The sequence below is a fragment of the Microbulbifer hainanensis genome (assembly GCF_014904735.1).
GTDB classification, from domain to species: domain Bacteria; phylum Pseudomonadota; class Gammaproteobacteria; order Pseudomonadales; family Cellvibrionaceae; genus Microbulbifer; species Microbulbifer hainanensis.
The window spans coordinates 46,035-65,156 of sequence record NZ_JACZCR010000019.1; the positions used below are offsets into that span (position 1 = coordinate 46,035).

At 54.6% G+C, this 19,122-nt stretch carries 18 protein-coding genes; 7 read left to right on the forward strand and 11 right to left on the reverse strand.

Annotation, left to right across the window (positions count from 1 at the left end; translation table 11 throughout):
- Nucleotides 1-71: 71 nt before the first annotated feature.
- The 11 genes from IG168_RS06110 to IG168_RS06160 form a co-directional block, all read right to left on the reverse strand.
- Nucleotides 72-1,361, reverse strand: coding sequence for a hypothetical protein (locus tag IG168_RS06110; RefSeq protein ID WP_193162915.1), 1,290 nt, complete (start codon nt 1,359-1,361; stop codon nt 72-74).
- 333 nt (nt 1,362-1,694) lie between these two features.
- Nucleotides 1,695-2,447, reverse strand: a complete 753-nt coding sequence (locus IG168_RS06115) for a WecB/TagA/CpsF family glycosyltransferase (RefSeq protein ID WP_193162917.1) — start codon at nt 2,445-2,447, stop codon at nt 1,695-1,697.
- Between the two features lie 208 nt (nt 2,448-2,655).
- Entirely contained in the window at nt 2,656-3,615 is a 960-nt protein-coding gene (locus tag IG168_RS06120) for a sulfotransferase family protein (RefSeq protein ID WP_193162919.1), read from the reverse strand.
- A 16-nt stretch (nt 3,616-3,631) separates the two neighbouring features.
- A complete protein-coding gene (locus IG168_RS06125; protein ID WP_193162921.1) occupies nt 3,632-4,456 on the reverse strand; it encodes a 2OG-Fe(II) oxygenase in 825 nt (274 codons plus the stop codon).
- Nucleotides 4,457-4,605: 149 nt separating this feature from the next.
- The gene (locus tag IG168_RS06130) at nt 4,606-5,793 is read right to left on the reverse strand and encodes a glycosyltransferase family 2 protein (protein ID WP_193162923.1); all 1,188 of its coding nucleotides are present in this window, start codon (nt 5,791-5,793) and stop codon (nt 4,606-4,608) included.
- Nucleotides 5,790-6,995 (reverse strand): glycosyltransferase family 4 protein, encoded by a 1,206-nt coding sequence (locus IG168_RS06135; RefSeq protein ID WP_193162925.1) that lies wholly within the window; start codon nt 6,993-6,995, stop codon nt 5,790-5,792. Before IG168_RS06135 ends, IG168_RS06130 begins: the two co-directional genes overlap by 4 nt.
- A gap of 10 nt (nt 6,996-7,005) precedes the next feature.
- Nucleotides 7,006-8,007, reverse strand: a complete 1,002-nt coding sequence (locus IG168_RS06140; protein WP_226876583.1) for a glycosyltransferase family A protein — start codon at nt 8,005-8,007, stop codon at nt 7,006-7,008.
- Between the two features lie 5 nt (nt 8,008-8,012).
- Nucleotides 8,013-8,936, reverse strand: coding sequence for a sulfotransferase family protein (locus tag IG168_RS06145; protein WP_193162929.1), 924 nt, complete (start codon nt 8,934-8,936; stop codon nt 8,013-8,015).
- Nucleotides 8,929-9,954 (reverse strand): glycosyltransferase family 2 protein, encoded by a 1,026-nt coding sequence (locus IG168_RS06150; RefSeq protein WP_193162931.1) that lies wholly within the window; start codon nt 9,952-9,954, stop codon nt 8,929-8,931. Before IG168_RS06150 ends, IG168_RS06145 begins: the two co-directional genes overlap by 8 nt.
- A gap of 733 nt (nt 9,955-10,687) precedes the next feature.
- The gene (locus IG168_RS06155; RefSeq protein WP_193162933.1) at nt 10,688-11,065 is read right to left on the reverse strand and encodes a DUF2237 family protein; all 378 of its coding nucleotides are present in this window, start codon (nt 11,063-11,065) and stop codon (nt 10,688-10,690) included.
- A 9-nt stretch (nt 11,066-11,074) separates the two neighbouring features.
- Nucleotides 11,075-11,647 carry a DUF2939 domain-containing protein gene (locus IG168_RS06160; protein ID WP_193162935.1) on the reverse strand — a complete coding sequence of 191 codons (573 nt, stop codon included), beginning with the start codon at nt 11,645-11,647 and terminating at the stop codon, nt 11,075-11,077.
- Nucleotides 11,648-11,811: 164 nt separating this feature from the next.
- Between IG168_RS06160 and IG168_RS06165 the strand changes: the two genes are divergently transcribed.
- The 7 genes from IG168_RS06165 to IG168_RS20915 all read left to right on the forward strand — a co-directional run.
- Nucleotides 11,812-12,564 carry a DUF2189 domain-containing protein gene (locus tag IG168_RS06165; protein ID WP_193162937.1) on the forward strand — a complete coding sequence of 251 codons (753 nt, stop codon included), beginning with the start codon at nt 11,812-11,814 and terminating at the stop codon, nt 12,562-12,564.
- 27 nt (nt 12,565-12,591) lie between these two features.
- The gene (locus IG168_RS06170) at nt 12,592-13,272 is read left to right on the forward strand and encodes an RDD family protein (protein WP_193162939.1); all 681 of its coding nucleotides are present in this window, start codon (nt 12,592-12,594) and stop codon (nt 13,270-13,272) included.
- Nucleotides 13,269-14,246: a stage II sporulation protein M gene (locus IG168_RS06175; protein ID WP_193162941.1), complete on the forward strand. Its 978-nt coding sequence runs from the start codon at nt 13,269-13,271 to the stop codon at nt 14,244-14,246. Before IG168_RS06170 ends, IG168_RS06175 begins: the two co-directional genes overlap by 4 nt.
- Entirely contained in the window at nt 14,236-15,825 is a 1,590-nt protein-coding gene (locus IG168_RS20910; protein WP_193162943.1) for a DUF4129 domain-containing protein, read from the forward strand. The genes IG168_RS06175 and IG168_RS20910 overlap by 11 nt, the downstream gene beginning before the upstream one ends.
- On the forward strand, nt 15,815-17,152 hold the full coding sequence (locus tag IG168_RS06185; RefSeq protein WP_193162945.1) for a DUF4350 domain-containing protein: 1,338 nt from the start codon (nt 15,815-15,817) through the stop codon (nt 17,150-17,152). The genes IG168_RS20910 and IG168_RS06185 overlap by 11 nt, the downstream gene beginning before the upstream one ends.
- A complete protein-coding gene (locus IG168_RS06190; protein WP_193162947.1) occupies nt 17,149-18,165 on the forward strand; it encodes an AAA family ATPase in 1,017 nt (338 codons plus the stop codon). Before IG168_RS06185 ends, IG168_RS06190 begins: the two co-directional genes overlap by 4 nt.
- A partial coding sequence (locus IG168_RS20915) for a DUF58 domain-containing protein (RefSeq protein ID WP_193162949.1) occupies nt 18,162-19,122 on the forward strand: 961 nt, incomplete at its 3' end. The genes IG168_RS06190 and IG168_RS20915, both read left to right, overlap by 4 nt.

A 19,122-nucleotide genomic window follows, 5' to 3' on the forward strand; every position in this document is an offset into this window, starting at 1 on the left:
TGCATATGAAACACAGTAATTTCTAGTCATCTAGAACATTATTGAACCAATCGCTGTGATTGGTGCGATACTCAAGCTTGTACTTTTGCCTCTTCTAGACTCGCAGTTTTATTTTGCAAATTTCTAGCTACTGGACTATGCCTTCTTCTGCAGGCTGTTCTCTTAAATTTGCTTGAGAACCCGGCCATCCCCCCCAAAAAGAACCATAGCCAGCTATACATAGAACTATTGGGGATTTGGTTAATTGTCATAAGTGCGGTAAAAAACATTGCGAACGCGGTGTACCGACGAAGCTCTTTTTCGCTAATCATCTGAATCGATTTCCGGCCCTTAAACACGGGGGATAAGATTAATCCGAATATCGCGACGAACCCTACAATACCAAATGTCGAATATTGGATAACCCAGAATCCATCTGTAACGATGCCTTCAGGCCGATTCCTATCCCATCCACCCCAACCAAAAAGTAATTTGTCTCTGGTATGTTCTATAAGACGATTTTCATTAAAAAATCGAAAATCTAAAGATTGGGCGCGATCCCCTCCAAACATGCCCGCCAAGTCAACGAACTCTTTATGTGGGAATAAATTGGCCATAGAGAGTAGCGGATAGAAAATCACTAATAAAGCGAGAATAAGCGAAATCCTGGAAAGCCCTCTATATCCAAATAAATTTATTATGGAAAAACCAAATAAACTTAATCCCCAAGCTCCAACAGATTTACAAAACATCAGGACTAGTGAAAGGTATATGATTATTAACCAAGCAGGAATTCCCAATAATTTGCGCCTATGCTTACTCAGCTCTACAGCACACAAGAATACGGCTACGTAAAAAATCGAGACAAGTAACCCATGCCCCATAAAGACAACCGGCCGAAATCCATCAAGTCGTATCTGCTGGCTAAATTCATGTGGGAAGAAACCATACACAAAAGTATGCAGCTGGGGGCTCAATCTAACTTCTAACAGTACTAGAGGTGAGTATATTATGCCCGCGAATACCATAAGCTGGAGCAATTTCAATAAATCAATTTTAGAGCGTATTAGAGATAGCCCCAAAAGAAATGGGATTATTTTTAAATACACTATTAACGGCATGGTTATAATTTGTTTGTATTGTAGTGCCGGTCTTAAATCAGACCCGACTAAAACGGGATCGAGATTTGTAAGAACTGTCACTATCGGGGTTAATAACAGAATAATTACAATAAATTTTTCTATATTCGATTCCGGTAAAAAATTAAATGGAATTTTTTTTATAACGACACAACCGAACAGTGCTGATAGCGCCGGTATAGTTTCCTGGTTAAGTTCCGGTAACAGAGGCAGGTCAAAACTGACTTTTACTGGCAGAAACATATACCCACCGACAACAGTCCAAAATGTCGCGGCCAGAGCACTAGTGCGCAAATAGAAGACAACTGAAAGAACAGGCCATAAAAGTAATGCTAGATAAGCGAATGTATTCGGCATTTATTTACAATTTGGTTGAACAATCATATACGATGCTAAAAAATTTACAGATTTTACTCTAAGACTTGATCATGCTACTTGCCCCTAGACTATTTCTACCGTGCTTTTGAACTCAGCCACGGAAATAGTGAGAAGAATAAATCTAAAGTCTTCTTCTGCAATACCTCAAATAATGATTTATTGCCATTTAAGTTCAGCTACTCACCTTTCAAATCAGACTTATCCCTTAGCTGCACTTCTAATTTTTAGATATATTCTTCCGGCAGCCAAGAAATTCCGAAAATAACGACCAGCCAAGCGACCAGGATTTCGTGATAGGCGGTAGAACCACTCCATTCTCAGTAATTGCATCCACTCGGGAGCTCGTTTTTCATGGCCCGTAAGGAATAACAATGATGCACCAATACATAGCAAGACTCCTTTATCGATTCCTCTCTGTTTTATTCTTTGAGCCAGTATCTCCTGTTGCGGGGAACCTAATGCAATAAATATGAAATCTGCATTACTCTCTCTAACCAATTCGCATATCTGATTTATTTCATCTTCATTTCTTATGAATCCCATGCTGGGATTATGGTGTTGCAGATTTAATGTTGGATACCTTAGCTTCAGGCCTTCAAATACATCTTTTGATCCTCCTAGGATCAAAATTTCATGAGTGGCATTGAGTACCCGTTCAAATAGCACTTCGGTCAAATTGCTACCAGTGACAACAGGGGGTGGTGCTAGTCCTGACCACTGAATTAGCTTTTGGAGTATGCGACTGTCACATAGTGACAAGCTGGCATCAGCATAAGCATTTTGTAGGCTGGTGTTGACACTCTGATGGGATAATCTCTGCGCATGATCCATATTGGGTGTCACTACAATTTGTGCACCAGCGAATGTGGTTAGCTCCAATATATAGTCAACTGCTGAATCCATATTCAACGGGTGTAGCTGACAAAACCCCAGGTCTACTATTTGATCCATGTGCCGCTTGTCCTATATTTTTATTGATATTCAATTAGCAAACTGTATTTATTGATGCATCGACCAATAATTAATTTTGGAAATTTGCTTTCGCCGTTATCCAATAAAAACTTTTAAATAGTCTTTGATAACCTTGTAGCCGAAACCTAATTAATCCATCATTATTTCTTCTGCCAAGGGATATTATTACTTTTCTCACTCTAGTCTGTTATTTCAAATACCTGCTGTCGATTTTGTTTATGCGAATTGCCGCCCACGACTGTAATTGATAACTTCTTGTCCAATTTGCAATTTTCTTTGCAAACCAGAGCGTGATACCCCATCTACGTATATGGAAATGCGCCCGATAAATTCTGTTCTGCAGCGCAAGATACCAACGTATCCATAGATTTGGTGGTAACAAATTAGATTGGCTTAGTTGATATCCCTGTCTTTGCATGCGCTCTGCACATCGATTTTCTACATAATTAATATCTCTATCACTGAGCTTCAGTCGCCATTGCTCAGCGAATCTCGGGTCAGGCGCTTTATACGAAGAACCGCGTTCGATATCCAACATCTCTTCCCGGTAAGGGATACCAATAAAACCACAAATCTTTGCGATATTTTCCCGAGGGGATCTGACTAAATCTTCATAGTGTATGCCAATCATGTTTTCTGGCTTCACGCACTTGAACAGATACTCTCTTCGCTCTTCTGTTTTTATCCAGTAATCCGAGCCATAGTAGACGTTACCAACCCATCCCATACCAATGCATGACCGTGCCACATCTCTTGGGTCTCTATATAAATTGATATACCGTGCCCGGGGCCAAAGCTTTGGAAGGAGGTCTATTCGCGAATGGATGGAAGCTCCAATTATCTCTCTCGGTTTTCTGCTATGCAGTTGACGTAAAAAATCTTTCTGGATGTCCTCATAGCCAAGTTGATCATTCAGTTCCAAGCCGAATTGGAGAGCCGCTCTATCATTTTTAAAAAAATTTTTATAGTCAGGGATAGATGGCCATTTTTCTCCTATCGCCTGTGAGACACTGAATTCAAATTCACCGAATATATTTACTTGCGGGTGATGATCAAGAATCAATCTGAGCAATGTTGTCCCAGATCGTAATGGGCCTACGATGAATAGCGGGCGAGAAAGAATAGAATCGTTAGGTTCGTTATTCATTTTGAGACTCCCTTCATTACTTCAATCGCGGGACAACATGCCGACTGCCTGTTCTCCAATTTGAGAACATCGCTTTCACTCGTTGAAGCCTACCGTTCTGTTTATATATTTGTTCGGCCTTTCCGCTTTTGGTGAGAAACAAAGTGCTATGTAATTCTTTTTTTTGCTCTCCCGGATCATTGGCAGTGTAGTAATATAGTGCTAGAGATATTCGCCTTCTGTCTTGTGGACAATTTAGCGGTTCAGGGTGACCGTGAAAGCTCGTGGATGAGGTTGAAAATATTGCCATGCGATTGAAAATTGGAGAAACAGATTTTTGACGGGTCATTGTCTCTGCATCCCACAGTTCAAAATCTCCCCCCCAATCTTTTTCCCAGTTCTTGTTTAAATAAATAAGTACATTTAGCCGGCGGTAAACATTCATTCTTTTGTGCCCATTAAAATCAACATGCACACCTAGTTTGCCACCACTCTCAATTTTATGCAGACCGGCGCCATGTAGATATGGATCTGGAATAAGACCTTCTATTCCTGTTAGCTTTTCCAAGAACTCAAGGAATGGTGCCGAATTAAGATTATGTATAAACATCCGGGTTATTGAGCCGAGACTCAGATCACGGTTCATCTGCTGTTTTTTTTCGTACTTTGAATCAAACGTCTTCCAACGCTTCTCCCCCTCTTCAAATTCCTCTATGACTTGATCCAAGAGATTTTCGGAAAAGACGTTATCGTATACTCCGTGAGAAAATGGATAGGCAGATTGATATTTTTCCGACTCTTGCATCGAAATGTTGTTTAGCTTTTCTATGGGTAAGAACTCATTATAAGAAGACGTGATCATTATAATCCCCTGATAATTTATATATTTCTTTCACAGTTAATTTTGTTGAAAATTTCCAATTCGAATTTGTATTCGAAAAGCGTGATCGCTTGTCTTACCGATCGAGAACGAATTGCGTCAACCGGTATGGAGGCAGCTCTCAGCGGGGTTCATTTCCTCGCGGTGCGAATCCACTCGCCTTGTCTCTTTGTAAAAAAGCCTGTGTAGACGCTTAGCTTTTGCACGATATAGGCTGGTATCCTGAGTAGTTCCAACGGCCCCAACAAATCTCGCCCACACTGCCACCATGCCGCGACTACCGCGAACGCCAGTAACCCGCATGCAATCATGGACAGGTACAGCAGTCCGCCGGTGCCGGCAATCCAGTATTGGCAGGCGGCGATGACAAAGTAGATAAAGTTCAGCGCAGCCAGCAGGCTCACTGGTGGAATTGACAAGTCGACGCACAGCGCCGCCAAACGCCAATTGCGATCGCGCAGCGCCTGCATGAGCGTCTTCGGTACTATCTCAGTGATGGTGGCCAAATGGCCATGCTCCCAGCGTTCGCGCTGGCTGCGCTCGGCCGAGGCGGTTTCTGGAAACTCGCTGGAAACCACCGCGTCCCGCAGAAAACTGGGAAACTGGTTGCGGCGTGCTAGGTTTACGCCCAGGACCATGTCTTCAACAATGCTAGAAACCGGAATGTCCTGTGCGTCAATGCATTCCCACGGGAAAGCCATTCCAGTACCCGTCAGTTGGCAGGGCATCGCCAGCCTAGAAAGGCCGCCAGGCCGCACACTGTTCTTCACCCGCCAAGCAAAATGCGCGACCCGTCGCGACAGGGATTCCCCCCGGCCGACGCGCATCCGGTAATCACACTGCACCGGGCAACGCCTCTTGTTGGCGCAGGCAACCAGCTGATGTAGTGCCCCGCAGTCGAAACGGCAGTCGGCGTCCAGCACGACCACGATTTCGGGTGGTGCCTCAGCGAGCAACTCGAGGCCGCAACGCAATGCGTAGCCCTTTCCTCGCCGGTCGCTGTCAAACCGCTCAATAACCCGGGCCCCGCTTGCCTGCGCCAGTTCGGCGGTATTGTCCGTACAATTGTCGGCAACCACGAGCACGCTACCGCGGTCGTCCAGCTGCCTGCTCAATGACGCCAGCGTATTGGCGATCACAGACGCTTCATTATGAGCTGGTATCAACACCGTGTAGTCCAGTGCGTTGACTGCCTGCGCGCTTGCAATCGATTCCCGTGGATGCCGCAACAGTGCTGCGAGCAGCTCCAGCAGCCAGAGCAGGTTCCAGATCAGTAGCAGTGCGCCCGGGACGGAAAGAATGATTACCGTCCAGCTCATGGTGCACCGCCGAACAGACCGGCCAGCTTTTCCGCCTCGATATCGACATTGTGTCGGCGCTCGACCAGCTTACGACCGGCACTACCCATCTGCCGATACACGGCCGCAGGAGTTTCCAGCGCATTGTGCAGTGCGCGTGCGATAGAATCACTGCAGCCAGCCGGAACGAGCCAGCCGTTTACCTGGTCTTGCACCAGCTCGGGAATACCTGCGATGTAGGTGGTGATCACCGGTTTCTGCATCGCCATGGCCTCCATAAGCACCACCGGCAGCCCTTCGGCAAAACTGGGCAACACCATAACTCTGGAAGAGCGCAGTAATTGTCGTACCCGATCGCCGTCGATCCAGCCAGTGATCTGTACCAGATCCTGCAATCCGTAGTCAGCGATTCGCCGCTCGATGGCGCCACGCATAGGGCCATCGCCGGCCAGGACCAGCTTGGCCGCGGTACCGCTGTCCACCAGTTCCCTAAAAGCATCCAGTAACAGCAGCTGGCCCTTTTGCTCACACAGCCGGCCGATACACGTAAATACCGTCTCTGAATCCTCATCGTTCCCGGTATCTGCATCGAAGAACTTGTGATCGAGACCGCAGTGCACCAGGTGTATCTTGCCCCACTCCGCCGCATCCACTTGCCGATAGAGTTGGCTGCGACAGAATGATGTAATGGCCGCGACAAATTTTGCGCGCCGGATTTTTTCGCCTATAGCTATAAACTCCGCCTTGTCGAACTCCTCCGGACCATGGACGGTAAAGCTGTAAGTGGCTGCTCCGAGCATGTCGCAGAACATTGCGATTGCTGCCGAATTCGTGCCGAAGTGCGCATGCAGGTGATCAATGCGCGCCTCCCTCAGCCATCGCGCCAGGAGGCAGGCCTCTGCCACATAAGCCAAGTGTCGGAGTACACCCCGATCGGAGCGCGTGCCAATGCGTATCGCGAGCCAGGTTACCCGCGTAAATTTCCACGGTGAGCGCAACGCCTCGCGCAACGTGTCAAACAGGATCCGCAGTCGCGGCTGCTCAAGGACATACCGGGTTCTCGCCATTTCAGCGCGATCTTCGGCATCGACAATCTTGGCAGAGTCGCGACGCAGGGCGAAACGCTGTATATCAAAGCCGCGCCGCTCAAGAGCAAGAATTTCTCGACGGATAAAACTGTGGCTGGCCGTCGGATACTGATTGATGAAATAGGCAATTCGCATATTTCTGTCGCTATTTGTACTCGATAATTTGAAACTGTTGCTGCGCAACCTTGCGCCGCAGGAAGTCCGTGACACCCACGCACTGAGCAAATTTGCCGATTGGGATAAACGTGGCATAGATGGCTGCGCTCGCCATGGCGCTGCCGGCACGGAGCCGGCCGCACAAAATCTTTACCCACAGCAGCGGATAGGCACACAGCGGCAGCAATGCCGCGGGGGCGGCCAGGGTACCTGCCAGTAACGCCCCCAGCGGCGGCACCAAAGTCCAGAACAGAATACTGGCCACTTCGCGCTGCTGAAACCTTCCCGGTTCACCGCAGTGCATGACTGCAAGCTGGACATAAGCGTGGCCACTTCTTCGTGCACGCTGCCAAAACTGCGAAAATCGCGCCATGGCAGCATCGTGCAAGGTCATCTCCGCTTCAATTCGGGCTATTGCCCAGTTCATCCGCCGGAGTCGGAAGCACATTTCCGGTTCTTCACCAGCTATTACTTTTGGGTCGAAGCCGGCAACGTTACGCAGTGCGGTTACCCGTGCGAGGAAGTCCCCTCCACAGCTGGCCGCATCTCCGATAGGAGTATCCCACTCCATATCGCAGAGCCTGTTATAGACTGACCACTTCGGATAGCGTTCGCGGCGACGTCCGCAGACGATGGCGCAGCGCGGATGTTCCACCAGGTAAGTTCTTGCAGCAGTAAGCCAGCCGGCCTGAAGTTCGCAGTCGCCATCGACAAACTGCACATACTCTAGCTTCGGATAGCTTCGGAGCAGATGAGACAGACCTTCGTTACGAGCTCTACCCGCGGTAAATGGCTTGGCGGTATCAAGGTTCAATACGTGGCAGCCGCGCTTTTGCGCCTGCTCTACGCTGTCGTCGCTGGAACCAGAGTCGACATATACGACCGGTTGTATCTGTGTTGAAAGAGATTCCAGGCAGCGCTGGAGGCGAAGCCCCTCGTTTCTGCCGATGACGACAACACCGGTATCTGCATCTCGGAATTTCGTTGGCAATATAGTCATTCCCCGAGACACTCCACCTTTTCACGGATTACCTCTCGATTGACCCAATCGAGGGGCTTGCCAGTTACAAGCTCCCGGTAATTGGCACAGTTGAGATCCACATTGAATAATTGCCCCAGTTTTTTCAGGTCGTGATCAAAGATGCATTCGAGGTCAGTTGTTACTTGCAGGGAAATTTCCGGCCTTTGAGCCATGGTTAGGCGACGTTTTATAGCGTCACGTACAGATTGGGGCACCAGTTTTCGCCTGATCATCTGCATGGGAGAGGCTTCTATGAGTATTTGATATAGCGGAAACTTCCGGATTCTCTCACTGGAAACATTGCTGGGAGCTTGATCCTGCCGCCATTGAACTTGCTCGCATTGCTGGTTCGTCAATCCGATAAACCGGCATATACGCCTGAGTTCTGTATCGGGCGATAATTTCAGACGCTCGAAAAATACTGGCAAGACGCTGCTTGCCCCAAAAGTCTGCAGGTAAGGAGAAATCTGGTAGTGATAGCGGCTGTAGTCCACCAGCGGCGTATGTGTCCGGATCGCCACATCGATGGGATCCGTGATGAGATTCTGGCTCCATTCGTGAATATATTGAGACACCAGGCGCTCGATCGGATGGCGCATAACATAAATAATCTTCGCCTCCGAAACACTTTCCACCAATCGTGGCAACGCATTAGGATAATCCGGCAATTTTGCATAATGGGTGCTGGACTCCCCGATAAGATCATTGGCAGCCGCGCCGGCGAAACAGTCCCGATACCAATCCTTCCCGCGAGAAAATATCGTGTCGTCGCTGAAGAAATTAGGCTCTTTCGGCTGCGACATGAAGATGCCGGGCAATGCCGCAAGCTGCTCGTGTAGTGAACTCGTTGCCGACTTCATAGCGCCGACTATAAAAAAGTCCGGAAGGGATCTACTCATAGTTTGCTCCCGTCCGCGCGGAGTAACTTACAGGCGATAAAGGAGTACGGCTTCCTATCCAAAGATCAAGCCATTCGCCCCGTACTGCGCCTCGGTCGGCTCTTCCCACGAGTCGCTTGAGCAGGCAGAGAATGCGTCCGCTTAGCCACAGACAATTGACCAGAAACAGGTAGCCGATCCCGCCTTTCTGGCGAAAATAGCGGGCCCTGGACTCGTAGTAATATCGCGGCAGTCGTTTGCGTCGCACCAAGCGGTCTTTGACTGGAGAAGAGCCTCCGCGGAGATGTACGACCCGCGCTCTCGGGTCGTGCATTATTTTCCAACCAGCGTTAACGGCGCGACGGCAAAATTCCGCATCTTCGAAATACATGAAGTACCCTTCGTCGAGGAGGCCGATCTTCGTCAGCACTTCTCCACGTATCAGCACGCAGGCAAAGCTGGTCCATTCAATGGTGCTTTCATGATCGTCGACAGTGAGTGCTACTACATAGCGATTCAGAACGCGGCTGAGTAGACTCAACTGAGCGCCGCGCATCAGTTCACTGGCGGCACCATGTTGCCGAAAAAAGCTCTCCTGAGGCTCGCCGTTGGGGAATTCCAGTCGGGGACCAAGCAATCCACATTCGGGATTTTTCGATGCGGCTTCCAGTAACCGATGAATCGCGCCGGGACGCACCCGCGTGTCGCTATTTAGCAAAAGGTAGTATTGTGCCGGCGCGCGGTGCAGACCGATATTATTACCTGCAGCAAACCCACCGTTATGCTCTGACGGTATCAGTTCGACCTTTGCTCTCTCACGGGCACTTCTGCCATGCAACCACTTCTGTATATCTGGAACAGAACTATCACCAGAATCGTTGTCGATGACAAAAATGCGACTGTCGATATCTTCCAATTCAGGCAGTAGAGTTTCCAGGCAGTCTGTAGTCATCGCCGGCGTACGATAATTGACAATGATTACGGATAATTGAAGCGGCGCTGCCAGAGAGGAGGGCGGCTCCGTTGCTATATCTTCCACACGCAATCCCTTTCGGACACTATTTCACTTCCTTGTGATAGCTAAAAATTTCAATGAAAAAAGTGGAGAACTCGCAGAATGCGATTAAGAGGATGAGCAGCGCTTCCATCGCTACCTTTATACATACAATGCAACAGCTTCGTTGCATTGCCCCCCAGGCGTCCTCTGCCCGTTTCAATTTTATTACGGAGGCATATACCGATCTCGGCAGATTATGCTCCGGTCCTTTTAACCGTTTATGGCCAAATCAATAAACTATATAAGTATTATCTGCAGTATTCGTACCAACTGAATACACAACCGCTTTTATTTCTAAACGATTGGATTATCAGGGCGTGATATCCAGCCTTTTGAGGTATTTAGCGGCGCTAAAATATGTTGTTTCAAGCTGGGAATTGGGTCAAGAGAAATGTGACGAAATGCACAAATAAATGTGTTTACCCCCAAACACGTACAAATAAAAACCTAATTAGTACGCTGTGATACCTTGTCGATTTCGCCAACAAAGTCAGGCCTAAAAATTAGCTGGATAATTCGTGCAATTTATCCAGGCTAACTTGAACACACGTCTTCATTTGAATTTTCTGAACCAGTCTCGGCAGTATTTCTATATCGTTACAACATTTACTTTAATACGTTTGAAATTGGTACTTAGATTGGATAACCAAATTTCGAGAGGCCTGGATTAGCAACCAATCCAGGATTTCCACATTTCATATATACGATCTGGTAGTCAATTGAGATCCACAGCGTACTGACGCAGCAGAGCCAGCGGTACAATTTCCAGTGCTTTGACATGCGTACGCTGTAAATAGACCCGCGGTGCCATATCCTGCTGGTGTGCCTCAAGCCAGCGAGCAGCGCAGAGGCACCAGCGGTCGCCGGGTTCCAAACCGGGAAAGCCGAATTCCGGTACAGGTGTGCTCAAGTCATTACCGCGGCTGCGGGAATACATCAGGAATTCCTCTGTCACTTCGACACAGACAGTATGCGAGCCAGCATCCTGCTCACTGGTATTACAGCAACCGTCACGGAAAAAACCGGTGACCGGATCCATGCTGCAGGGCTGAAGTGGATCGCCGAACACATTGACCGAATCTTGCATTTGCATAGTGTCTCCCTACTGCTTTTCCATTTCGTCATTTAGCAACGCGATATCGACGAGGCGCCAATGCAGCCCCTGGCGCTCCATGATGAGGCGCAGTGCCACCTCGCCGTTTTCCCCGTAGTCTGCAGACACCTGATTCAGGCCGGTGAATCGCCAAGCCTGCAGTTGCCAGTCGCCGCTCTGCTCAACATCATCGGGCGGAGGATTAACGGTATCGCCCATTGACTCCCGGTAGAGTTCGCGCTCGAACGCCTGCAGGTTTTTGCCACCGCGCAACAAGTCGCTGATCCCCCTGGGAGTCACCAGCTGACGCAACAGCGGCCCAATAAACAGGTTGGTACCGGCGGTGAGGAGTTCGCCGAACTCGGGCGGAACCGAATCGCCCATAGATTCCACCAGATGCCGCTGCACCCTGACTTTCAAATTGTCACGCAATGCGGGAAAGTCGACATATTGCTGCAGTGCTTCGATATCTTCCGCGCGCGCGGCCTCTTCCAGCTTGGCGACGGTATAACGGGGCAAAGCCACATAGCCAGCCGCCACCACCATCAGCGCCAACAGCGTAATCCACAGCCACTTCTTCATTGCATACTCCCGGATTGATGCTGGGCGAAATTTTATCGTCTACCTGCGCCATCACCTAATTTGCCGCTGTCGTGTGTGGCGTGGCATTGTCCATCAGCGACGGCTGTGCCATATTCTCCGCAAGGCTCTATATCGAGCTACAGGGAATAGTGGATGGATATTCGATGAGCGACATTTACAAGCCCCCGGAGTCTCAATTGACGACCGGTGAGGAAGAGGGCAGCTACGGTTCCCTGGAAAAGGGCATTGCCGGGGAATACAGACTTTCGATTGGTGAAATCTTCAGCGAAGCCTGGGGAAGAACCAGGGGCAACAAGGGCACCATCTGGCTCGCCGCCATCGTCTATTCAATCGCGGCTGCGATCATCAGCTTCGTCGGCCAGAAAATTTTCGGCGTGACACCGTACGATATCGAACAAGCCGACAATATTGCTGTCGGCCCGCAGGTGCTGTATCAGCTGTTTGTCGGCCTCGTCTCTGCACCACTGGTTGCCGGTATGACAATGGTTGGAGTCAAGATCGGCCGCGGCGAACAGACCTCCGCAGGAGAGGTATTTGCCCATTTCGATAAAACCCTGCCGCTAATGGCCGGGACTCTGCTGATGTGGGTCATGGTTTCCATCGGTTTTGCCCTGCTCATATTGCCCGGTGTCTATCTGCTGGTCGCTTATATGATGATGATCCCGCTGATCGCGGATAAGCGGCTCGGCCCCTGGCAGGCACTGGAGAGTTCGCGCAAAGCCATCACCCGGCACTGGTTCGCATTCCTCGGTTTCGCTATCGTCGTCATTCTGCTGATCATTGCCGGCTCCATACCGCTGCTGATCGGTCTGATCTGGGTGGTGCCGCTGATATCCATCGCTTACGGGATCGTCTACCGCAACATGTTTGGCGCGGGACCGGAAACCAAATCATAACAATCACAATTACTGGGGAGTGGTGGTTTGCTGGACACCACCTATAACGTCGAGACCCCCGAGGGAATCGACCTTCGCGCACAGGCCGCTGGGCCGGTGCCGCGCATATTGGCTTTTGCCGTTGATGTCTTTTACCGCTCGCTGGTCCTTACCGGGCTGGGTATTGCGTTGGCCTTTGCCGACCGCGCCGGTATGGGGATCTGGCTCGTCTGCTCGTTTCTACTGGAGTGGTTCTATCCGGTGTACTTCGAGGTGATGCGCGGGGGACAGACACCGGGGAAAAAGGCGTTCGGCCTGATGGTGGTCAACGATAACCTCACCCCCATCTCCTGGGGCGCCTCGCTGTTGCGCAACCTGCTGCGCTTTGCCGACTTCCTGCCGTTTGCCTATGCGGCCGGTGTGATCAGTATGACCCTCAACCGCAACTTCCAGCGTCTCGGCGATATGGCGGCCGGCACTCTCGTGGTCTATCGGGAGGCGGAACACAGGCAGACCTCCCTTCCAGATGTGGCGCCCCTCGCACCCCCGCGGGGCCTGCAATTGCAGGACCAGCTCGCGGTCATCAGCCTGACGGAACGCCACGGAGAGTTGAGCGATGCCCGCCAGCGCGAGCTCGCCGACCTGCTCCAGCCGGTCACCGGTAAATCCGATCGCGCCGCACTGAATTACCTGCGCGCCGTGGGCAACTGGTTACTGGGTGGTAAATGAAACAGCGCGACTTTGAAAACCGATACGAAGACCGCTGGAATGCACTGGAACAGTGGCTACAGAGCGGCGAGGGGACGCTGGACCTCCCGGTGGCCTATCGCGCGCTGTGCCAACAGCTGGCGGTGGCCAAGGAACGCCAGTACACCAACCAGCTGATCGATCGCCTCAACCGCCTGGTCATGGCTGCCCACCACCGCGTATACCAGCAGCAGACGTTGCGCCGCAACACCTGGCTCTGGTACCTGCTGGCCGGTTTCCCCCGCGCAGTGCGCGCGCAGATCCGCTATGTGTGGCTCGCCACTGCACTGTTCGTCTTGCCGGCGCTGGTGATGGGCATCGGCAGCTACAGTAACGATGCCCTCATCTATGCAGTGATGTCACCGGACCAGGTGATGCAGTTCGAGTCCATGTACGATCCGGGCAACAGCGTGCTCGGTCGCGAGCGCGGATCCGATTCCGACTTAATGATGTTTGGCTTCTATATCAAGAATAATATCGGTATCGCCTTCCGCACTTTTGCCGCCGGGCTGCTGTTCGGCATCGGCGCCATCTTTTTCCTGGTCTTCAACGGCGTCTACCTGGGCGCCGTGTTCGGGCATATCACGCGGGTGGGCTTTGTCACCACTTTCTATCCGTTCGTGATCGGCCACGGCGCCTTCGAGCTGACCGCCATCGTACTGGCGGGTGCCGCCGGGTTGAGACTGGGGCAATCATTGATCGATCCCGGCGGCCGCCGCCGGCTGGTGGCGCTGCGCCTGGCGAGTATCGAGGCGATGAAGATCGTTTACGGTACTTTCTTGATGCTGGTGATCGCCGCCTTCCTCGAAGCCTTCTGGTCCTCCAGTACCGAACTGGCCATCGCCGTCAAGCTGGCTGTAGGCGCGGCCTTGTGGCTGCTGGTCTTCGCCTATTTCGCACTGGCGGGTCGAGGCGTGGACGGCGACGGGCACAAGGAGCTGCGCAGTGGATCTTAATCGCCTCGCCGTACGCGCGCGTCTGCGCTCGCCGTGGGAATCCATCGATCTCGGTGTGGCACTGGCCCGACGGCAGTGGTGGCCGCTGTTCGTTGTCTGGCTGCTGCCGGCCGCACTGGTCTTTGGCGCTACCTCAGTGTGGCTGTGGGACTCTCCCAGTCTGGCCATTTTTCTCGTGTGGTGGCTAAAGCCGGTGTACGACCGCCTGCCATTGTTTATCGCCAGCCGCACCCTGTTCGGCGAGTCGGTTTCCGTCGCCGGTGCCCTGCGGCAGTTCCCCCGGCAAAACCTGCGCGACTGGTTTGCGTGGCTCACCTGGCGCCGACTGTCGCCGACCCGCGCCTTCGATATGCCGGTGACACTGTTGGAACAGAGCAGCGGCGCCGCGCGCAGTGCGCGTATCAATGTGCTGCACCGCAAACACGCCAGCGCCGCAACCTGGCTGACGGTGACCGGCGCCCACGTGGAGATGTTCCTGTCGCTGGCGTTGATGGCCCTGATCTACCTGTTCATTCCCGAACAGGTGGAAATCGACTGGCTGCCGTTCCTCGCCAGCGGCGAACTGTGGCTGCAGTGGGCACTGAACGGCCTCTACCTGCTGGTCATGGCCGCCGTCGCGCCGTTTTATATCGTGTCCGGATTTGCGCTGTATATCGGCCGGCGCATCGAACTCGAGGCCTGGGATATCGAGATTCAGTTCCGCAACCTGCGCCAACGCCACCAGCGCACGGAAAAGCAGTCAGCCCGCACCGTCGTCGCGCAACTGCTGCTGTTGTGCGTTCTCGGCCTTGCCACCATGGCACCATCAGGATCGGTGCGCGCCGAGGCTCCCAGGACTCCGGAAGCAGCGCGGGAGAGCGTCGACCAGATCCTCTCTGGGGACGATTTCCATCGCAGGGAAAAAGTCGACGGCTGGCGTCTCAAGGATACCGAGAAACAGGAAGATGAATTTCCCGAGTGGATGATCAACTTCATCGAATGGCTCGAAAGCCTGGGGCAGGACGACGATCGGGAGGACGAACCCTCGTCATACGGTAGTCTCGGGCCGCTGATCGGCGGGCTGATCGAGCTGCTGCTGTGGGGCGGTGCCATCGCTCTGGTGCTCTACCTACTGTGGCAATTTCGCGATCCACTGCGTCAGGGCCTGCGCCTGCGCCGCCGCCCGAAAGCACCGCCAAAAGCCGCACCGGAAACTCTGTTCGGCCTGGATGTGCGCCGCTCCAGCCTGCCGGCGGACGTCTGCGCCGAAGTACTGCGGTTGTGGCGCGCCGGCGACCAGCGCGGCGGACTCGGCCTGCTCTATCGCGCCACGCTGTCCCACCTGATCGAGCGCTACCAGTTTGAATTCGGCGATCACCTGACCGAGAGCGAATGCGCCCAACTGGTGAGCCTGCGCCAGCAACCGGCTGATGGCGGCGCCGATGAGGACATGCGTCCGGTCAGCGGCACGCTTGCCACTTTCGTGCAGAACCTGACCGCCGCCTGGCAGCAAATTGCCTACGCCCATCGCGCACCGGCGAGTGCCCGGCTGGAGCAACTCTGCGGCCAGTGGCAGGAGGTGTTTGCCGATGCGCACTAAACGACTGCTGATCGGCGCGGGCCTGCTGCTCGCAGCCGGCGTCACCGCATACTGGCTGACCTTTTTTGAACGTTACAGCAAAGAAGTGGACCGCGGCTGGGGCGCCGAAGCGCGGCGCAACCCCTATCTGGCCGCCGAGCAATATCTCGCCGCCAGCGGCCACCGCAGCCGGCGCGCCGATAACCTGTCCGTACTGGACAGTCTCGATGTCGACGACACCCTGTTCCTGGCGAGTAGCAGTCAGATCTACAACAGCGAACGGGCGCGGGACCTGCTCGAGTGGATCGACCGCGGCGGTCACGCCATTGTGGTCGCCCGCGAACTCGACGACGGCGAGCACGACTGGCTGCTCGACGAACTCGGGGCCAGCGTGGTCGAGGGTGACGGCGACGCCTACTTCGCCAACCCGTTGCGCGAACTGCTCGGCGAGGACATCGAGGACTACGACGGCAAGAGCGCCAGCGAATTGCTGCGCGAACACAACCGCAAACTGCGCGAAGGCGAAGACACAGAAACCGATGCCGGGGATTCCGCGAAGGCGGAAGAGGAGCCGGAGGCTCCGCGCGACCCGGAAGTGGAACCGTCTCACCTGGTCACCCTCGCGGATGCCAATGACGCGGACTACCGGGTTTATTTCAATCCAGCCACGCTGCTATGGCACCCGGTCTTCGATGATGACACTGACAATAATGCGGCGTCCACACCGCAGCCCTCTGATCCGGTGTTCTGGGCAGTGATCGAAAGCCAGGATGCCGGCGTACCCTTTATGCAATTCGAGCGCGGCGAGGGGCTGATCACCCTGATGACCGACGCGGGCCTGTGGCAGTCGGAGCGTATCGGCCAGTTCGATCACGCCTACCTGCTCAGCCAGCTGAGTTCAGACGGCGACTTCATATTGCTCACCCGCCCGCGGTTCGATTCGCTGGCGGTACTGGCGCGGCGCTATGCGCTGGAATTCTTTATCGCCGGCGGCCTCGCTTTACTCGCCTGGCTGCTGTTCCGCACGCAACGCTTCGGGCCGCGCGCCGCGGAACCGGAAACCGCACGCCGGTCTCTACTCGAACACGTCTCAGCATGCGGCCACTACTACTGGCGAGCCGATCGGGGTGCCGGATTGCTGAGCGGCTATCGCGGCCGCCTGCTGCGCCGGCTCCGTGGCGACAATGCCGGCCAGGGTATGCGGCGCAAACTCTGCGTGCAGCTGAGTGAAAAAACCGGCCTGAGCGAATCCCAGATTGCTTCCTGCCTGTGGGGCGAACTGCCACAGAGCGAGGAGACCTTTACCGAATGCATGCGCAACCTGCAGCAAATAGAGGCAGTCCTATGAGCGACATCACCACCCCGAACCAAACAACCCAGAACGAGACCGCCCCGACCAGCGGCCCCAACTGGCAGGCGGCCACGGCGCAACTGGCGCAGCTGCGCAACACCGTCAACCGGCTGCTGATCGGCCAGGAAAACGTCGTCGACCAGGTGATGGTCGCACTGCTGGCTTCCGGCCACGTGCTGCTGGAGGGCGTTCCCGGTCTCGGCAAGACGCTGCTGGTGCGCGCGCTGGCCAACTGTTTCAGCGGCAACTTCCGCCGCATCCAGTTCACACCGGATCTGATGCCCGCAGACGTCACCGGCCACGCCATCTACCACATGGCCGAAAGCCGCTTCGAAGTGCGCCGCGGCCCGGTGTTTACCAACCTGCTGCTGGCGGACGAGATCAACCGCGCCCCGGCCAAGACCCAGGCGGCACTGCTGGAAGTGATGCAGGAGAAGCAAGTCACCATCGACGGCGAGGCACTGCCGACGCCGCGGCCCTTCATGGTGCTGGCGACCCAGAACCCGATTGAACAGGAAGGCACCTACCCGCTGCCGGAGGCCGAGCTCGATCGTTTCCTGCTCAAGGTGCTGATCGATTTTCCCAGCCTCGACGCCGAACTGCGGCTCGCCGCCGCGGCCAGTAGCGGGCGTATCGACCGGCAGCTGGAGCAGCCGCTGCCCGGCCAGCTGACTATCGAACAGCTGCGACAACTGCAGGCGCTGGTACCCCGGGTGGCCCTGGACCAGCAGGTGTTGTCCTATGCCGTACGGCTGGTGCGCGCCACCCGCGAATCCTCACAGTTGCGCCGCGCCGCCGGTCCCCGCGCAAGTATTGGCCTGCTACAGGCGGCCCGCGCCAACGCGCTGCTGGCAGGGCGCGAGTTCGCGCTGCCGGACGACGTCAAGGCCATGGCCATTCCGGTGATGCGTCACCGGGTGGGCCTGTCGCCGGATATGGAAATCGACGGTGAAACGCCGGACAGCGTGCTGGCGCAGATCATCGACTCCGTGGAGGCGCCGCGACTGTGACGGCAACTACCGGTGGCGCCAGCATCGCCGGGGACCGCGCGGTAGTCGCGCCGGGCCCCGCCGCGCGCCCCAGCAACCGTCTGGTCAAACTGCTTGATTACTGGTGCCTGGCCGCGCTGGCCATTTCCGCCACCCGCATCTGGATGCCCCAGGGGGCCGCGACCGTCGCCGACCTGTGGTGGGGAGTGGGCGCGCTGCTGCTCGCCGCGGCGCTGCTCGACTGGCTTACCGGCAACCGGGTCCGCGGTCTGCAGGGCGCGCGCCGGCTGCCGGGGAACCTCGCCCTCGGCGTTCAGAACCGGGTAACACTGACCCTGCGCAACGACGGTCCGCGCCCGCTGACGCTGGAGGTCAGCGACCAGCTGCCCGAGCAACTCAGCGCCCGCGGACTGCCGCGGCGCGCGCAGCTGGATCCGGGACAGGCCGTGGACATCGAATACCCGCTGGTACCACATCGACGCGGCCTGGCCCGGTTCGGCTGCATCGAGGTACGGGCTGAGAGCCCCTGGCGGCTATGGCAGAAAAAGGTCTTCCTCGGCGAAACCGAGGCGGTCAAGGTCTACCCGAATTTTCTCGGCATCTCCTCGCTGCATTCCCTCAGCACGGAGCAGAGCCTGCGCTATCTGGGCCTGCACCAGCAGCAGCGCCGCGGCGAGGGCATGGACTTCCGCCAGTTGCGCGAGTACCGCCGCGGCGATAGCCAGCGCCAGGTGGACTGGCGGGCCAGCGCGCGGATGCGCAAGCTGATCAGCCGCGAATACCAGGACGAGCGCGACCAGGAAATCGTCTACATGCTCGACTGCGGTCGCCGTATGCGGGCCAAGGACGACGCGCTGAGCCACTTCGACCACGCCCTCAACGCGGTGCTGCTGTCCGCCTACGTAGCCATCAAGCAGGGCGACGCCGTGGGGCTGCACGCCTTTGCCCACAGCGGTGACGGCGGGCGGCTGCCGCCCG

What these genes read in the sequence shown, in the direction of transcription:
- IG168_RS06190 (WP_193162947.1), top strand. Translation starts at nt 17,149, where the DNA reads ATGAGCGACATCACCACCCCGAACCAAACAACCCAGAACGAGACCGCC.
- IG168_RS06115 (WP_193162917.1), bottom strand. Translation starts at nt 2,447, where the DNA reads ATGGATCAAATAGTAGACCTGGGGTTTTGTCAGCTACACCCGTTGAAT.
- IG168_RS06125 (WP_193162921.1), bottom strand. Translation starts at nt 4,456, where the DNA reads ATGATCACGTCTTCTTATAATGAGTTCTTACCCATAGAAAAGCTAAAC.
- IG168_RS06175 (WP_193162941.1), top strand. Translation starts at nt 13,269, where the DNA reads ATGAAACAGCGCGACTTTGAAAACCGATACGAAGACCGCTGGAATGCA.
- IG168_RS06160 (WP_193162935.1), bottom strand. Translation starts at nt 11,647, where the DNA reads ATGAAGAAGTGGCTGTGGATTACGCTGTTGGCGCTGATGGTGGTGGCG.
- IG168_RS06135 (WP_193162925.1), bottom strand. Translation starts at nt 6,995, where the DNA reads ATGCGAATTGCCTATTTCATCAATCAGTATCCGACGGCCAGCCACAGT.
- IG168_RS06165 (WP_193162937.1), top strand. Translation starts at nt 11,812, where the DNA reads ATGAGCGACATTTACAAGCCCCCGGAGTCTCAATTGACGACCGGTGAG.
- IG168_RS06145 (WP_193162929.1), bottom strand. Translation starts at nt 8,936, where the DNA reads ATGAGTAGATCCCTTCCGGACTTTTTTATAGTCGGCGCTATGAAGTCG.
- IG168_RS06130 (WP_193162923.1), bottom strand. Translation starts at nt 5,793, where the DNA reads ATGAGCTGGACGGTAATCATTCTTTCCGTCCCGGGCGCACTGCTACTG.
- IG168_RS06110 (WP_193162915.1), bottom strand. Translation starts at nt 1,361, where the DNA reads ATGTTTCTGCCAGTAAAAGTCAGTTTTGACCTGCCTCTGTTACCGGAA.
- IG168_RS06120 (WP_193162919.1), bottom strand. Translation starts at nt 3,615, where the DNA reads ATGAATAACGAACCTAACGATTCTATTCTTTCTCGCCCGCTATTCATC.
- IG168_RS06185 (WP_193162945.1), top strand. Translation starts at nt 15,815, where the DNA reads ATGCGCACTAAACGACTGCTGATCGGCGCGGGCCTGCTGCTCGCAGCC.
- IG168_RS06155 (WP_193162933.1), bottom strand. Translation starts at nt 11,065, where the DNA reads ATGCAAATGCAAGATTCGGTCAATGTGTTCGGCGATCCACTTCAGCCC.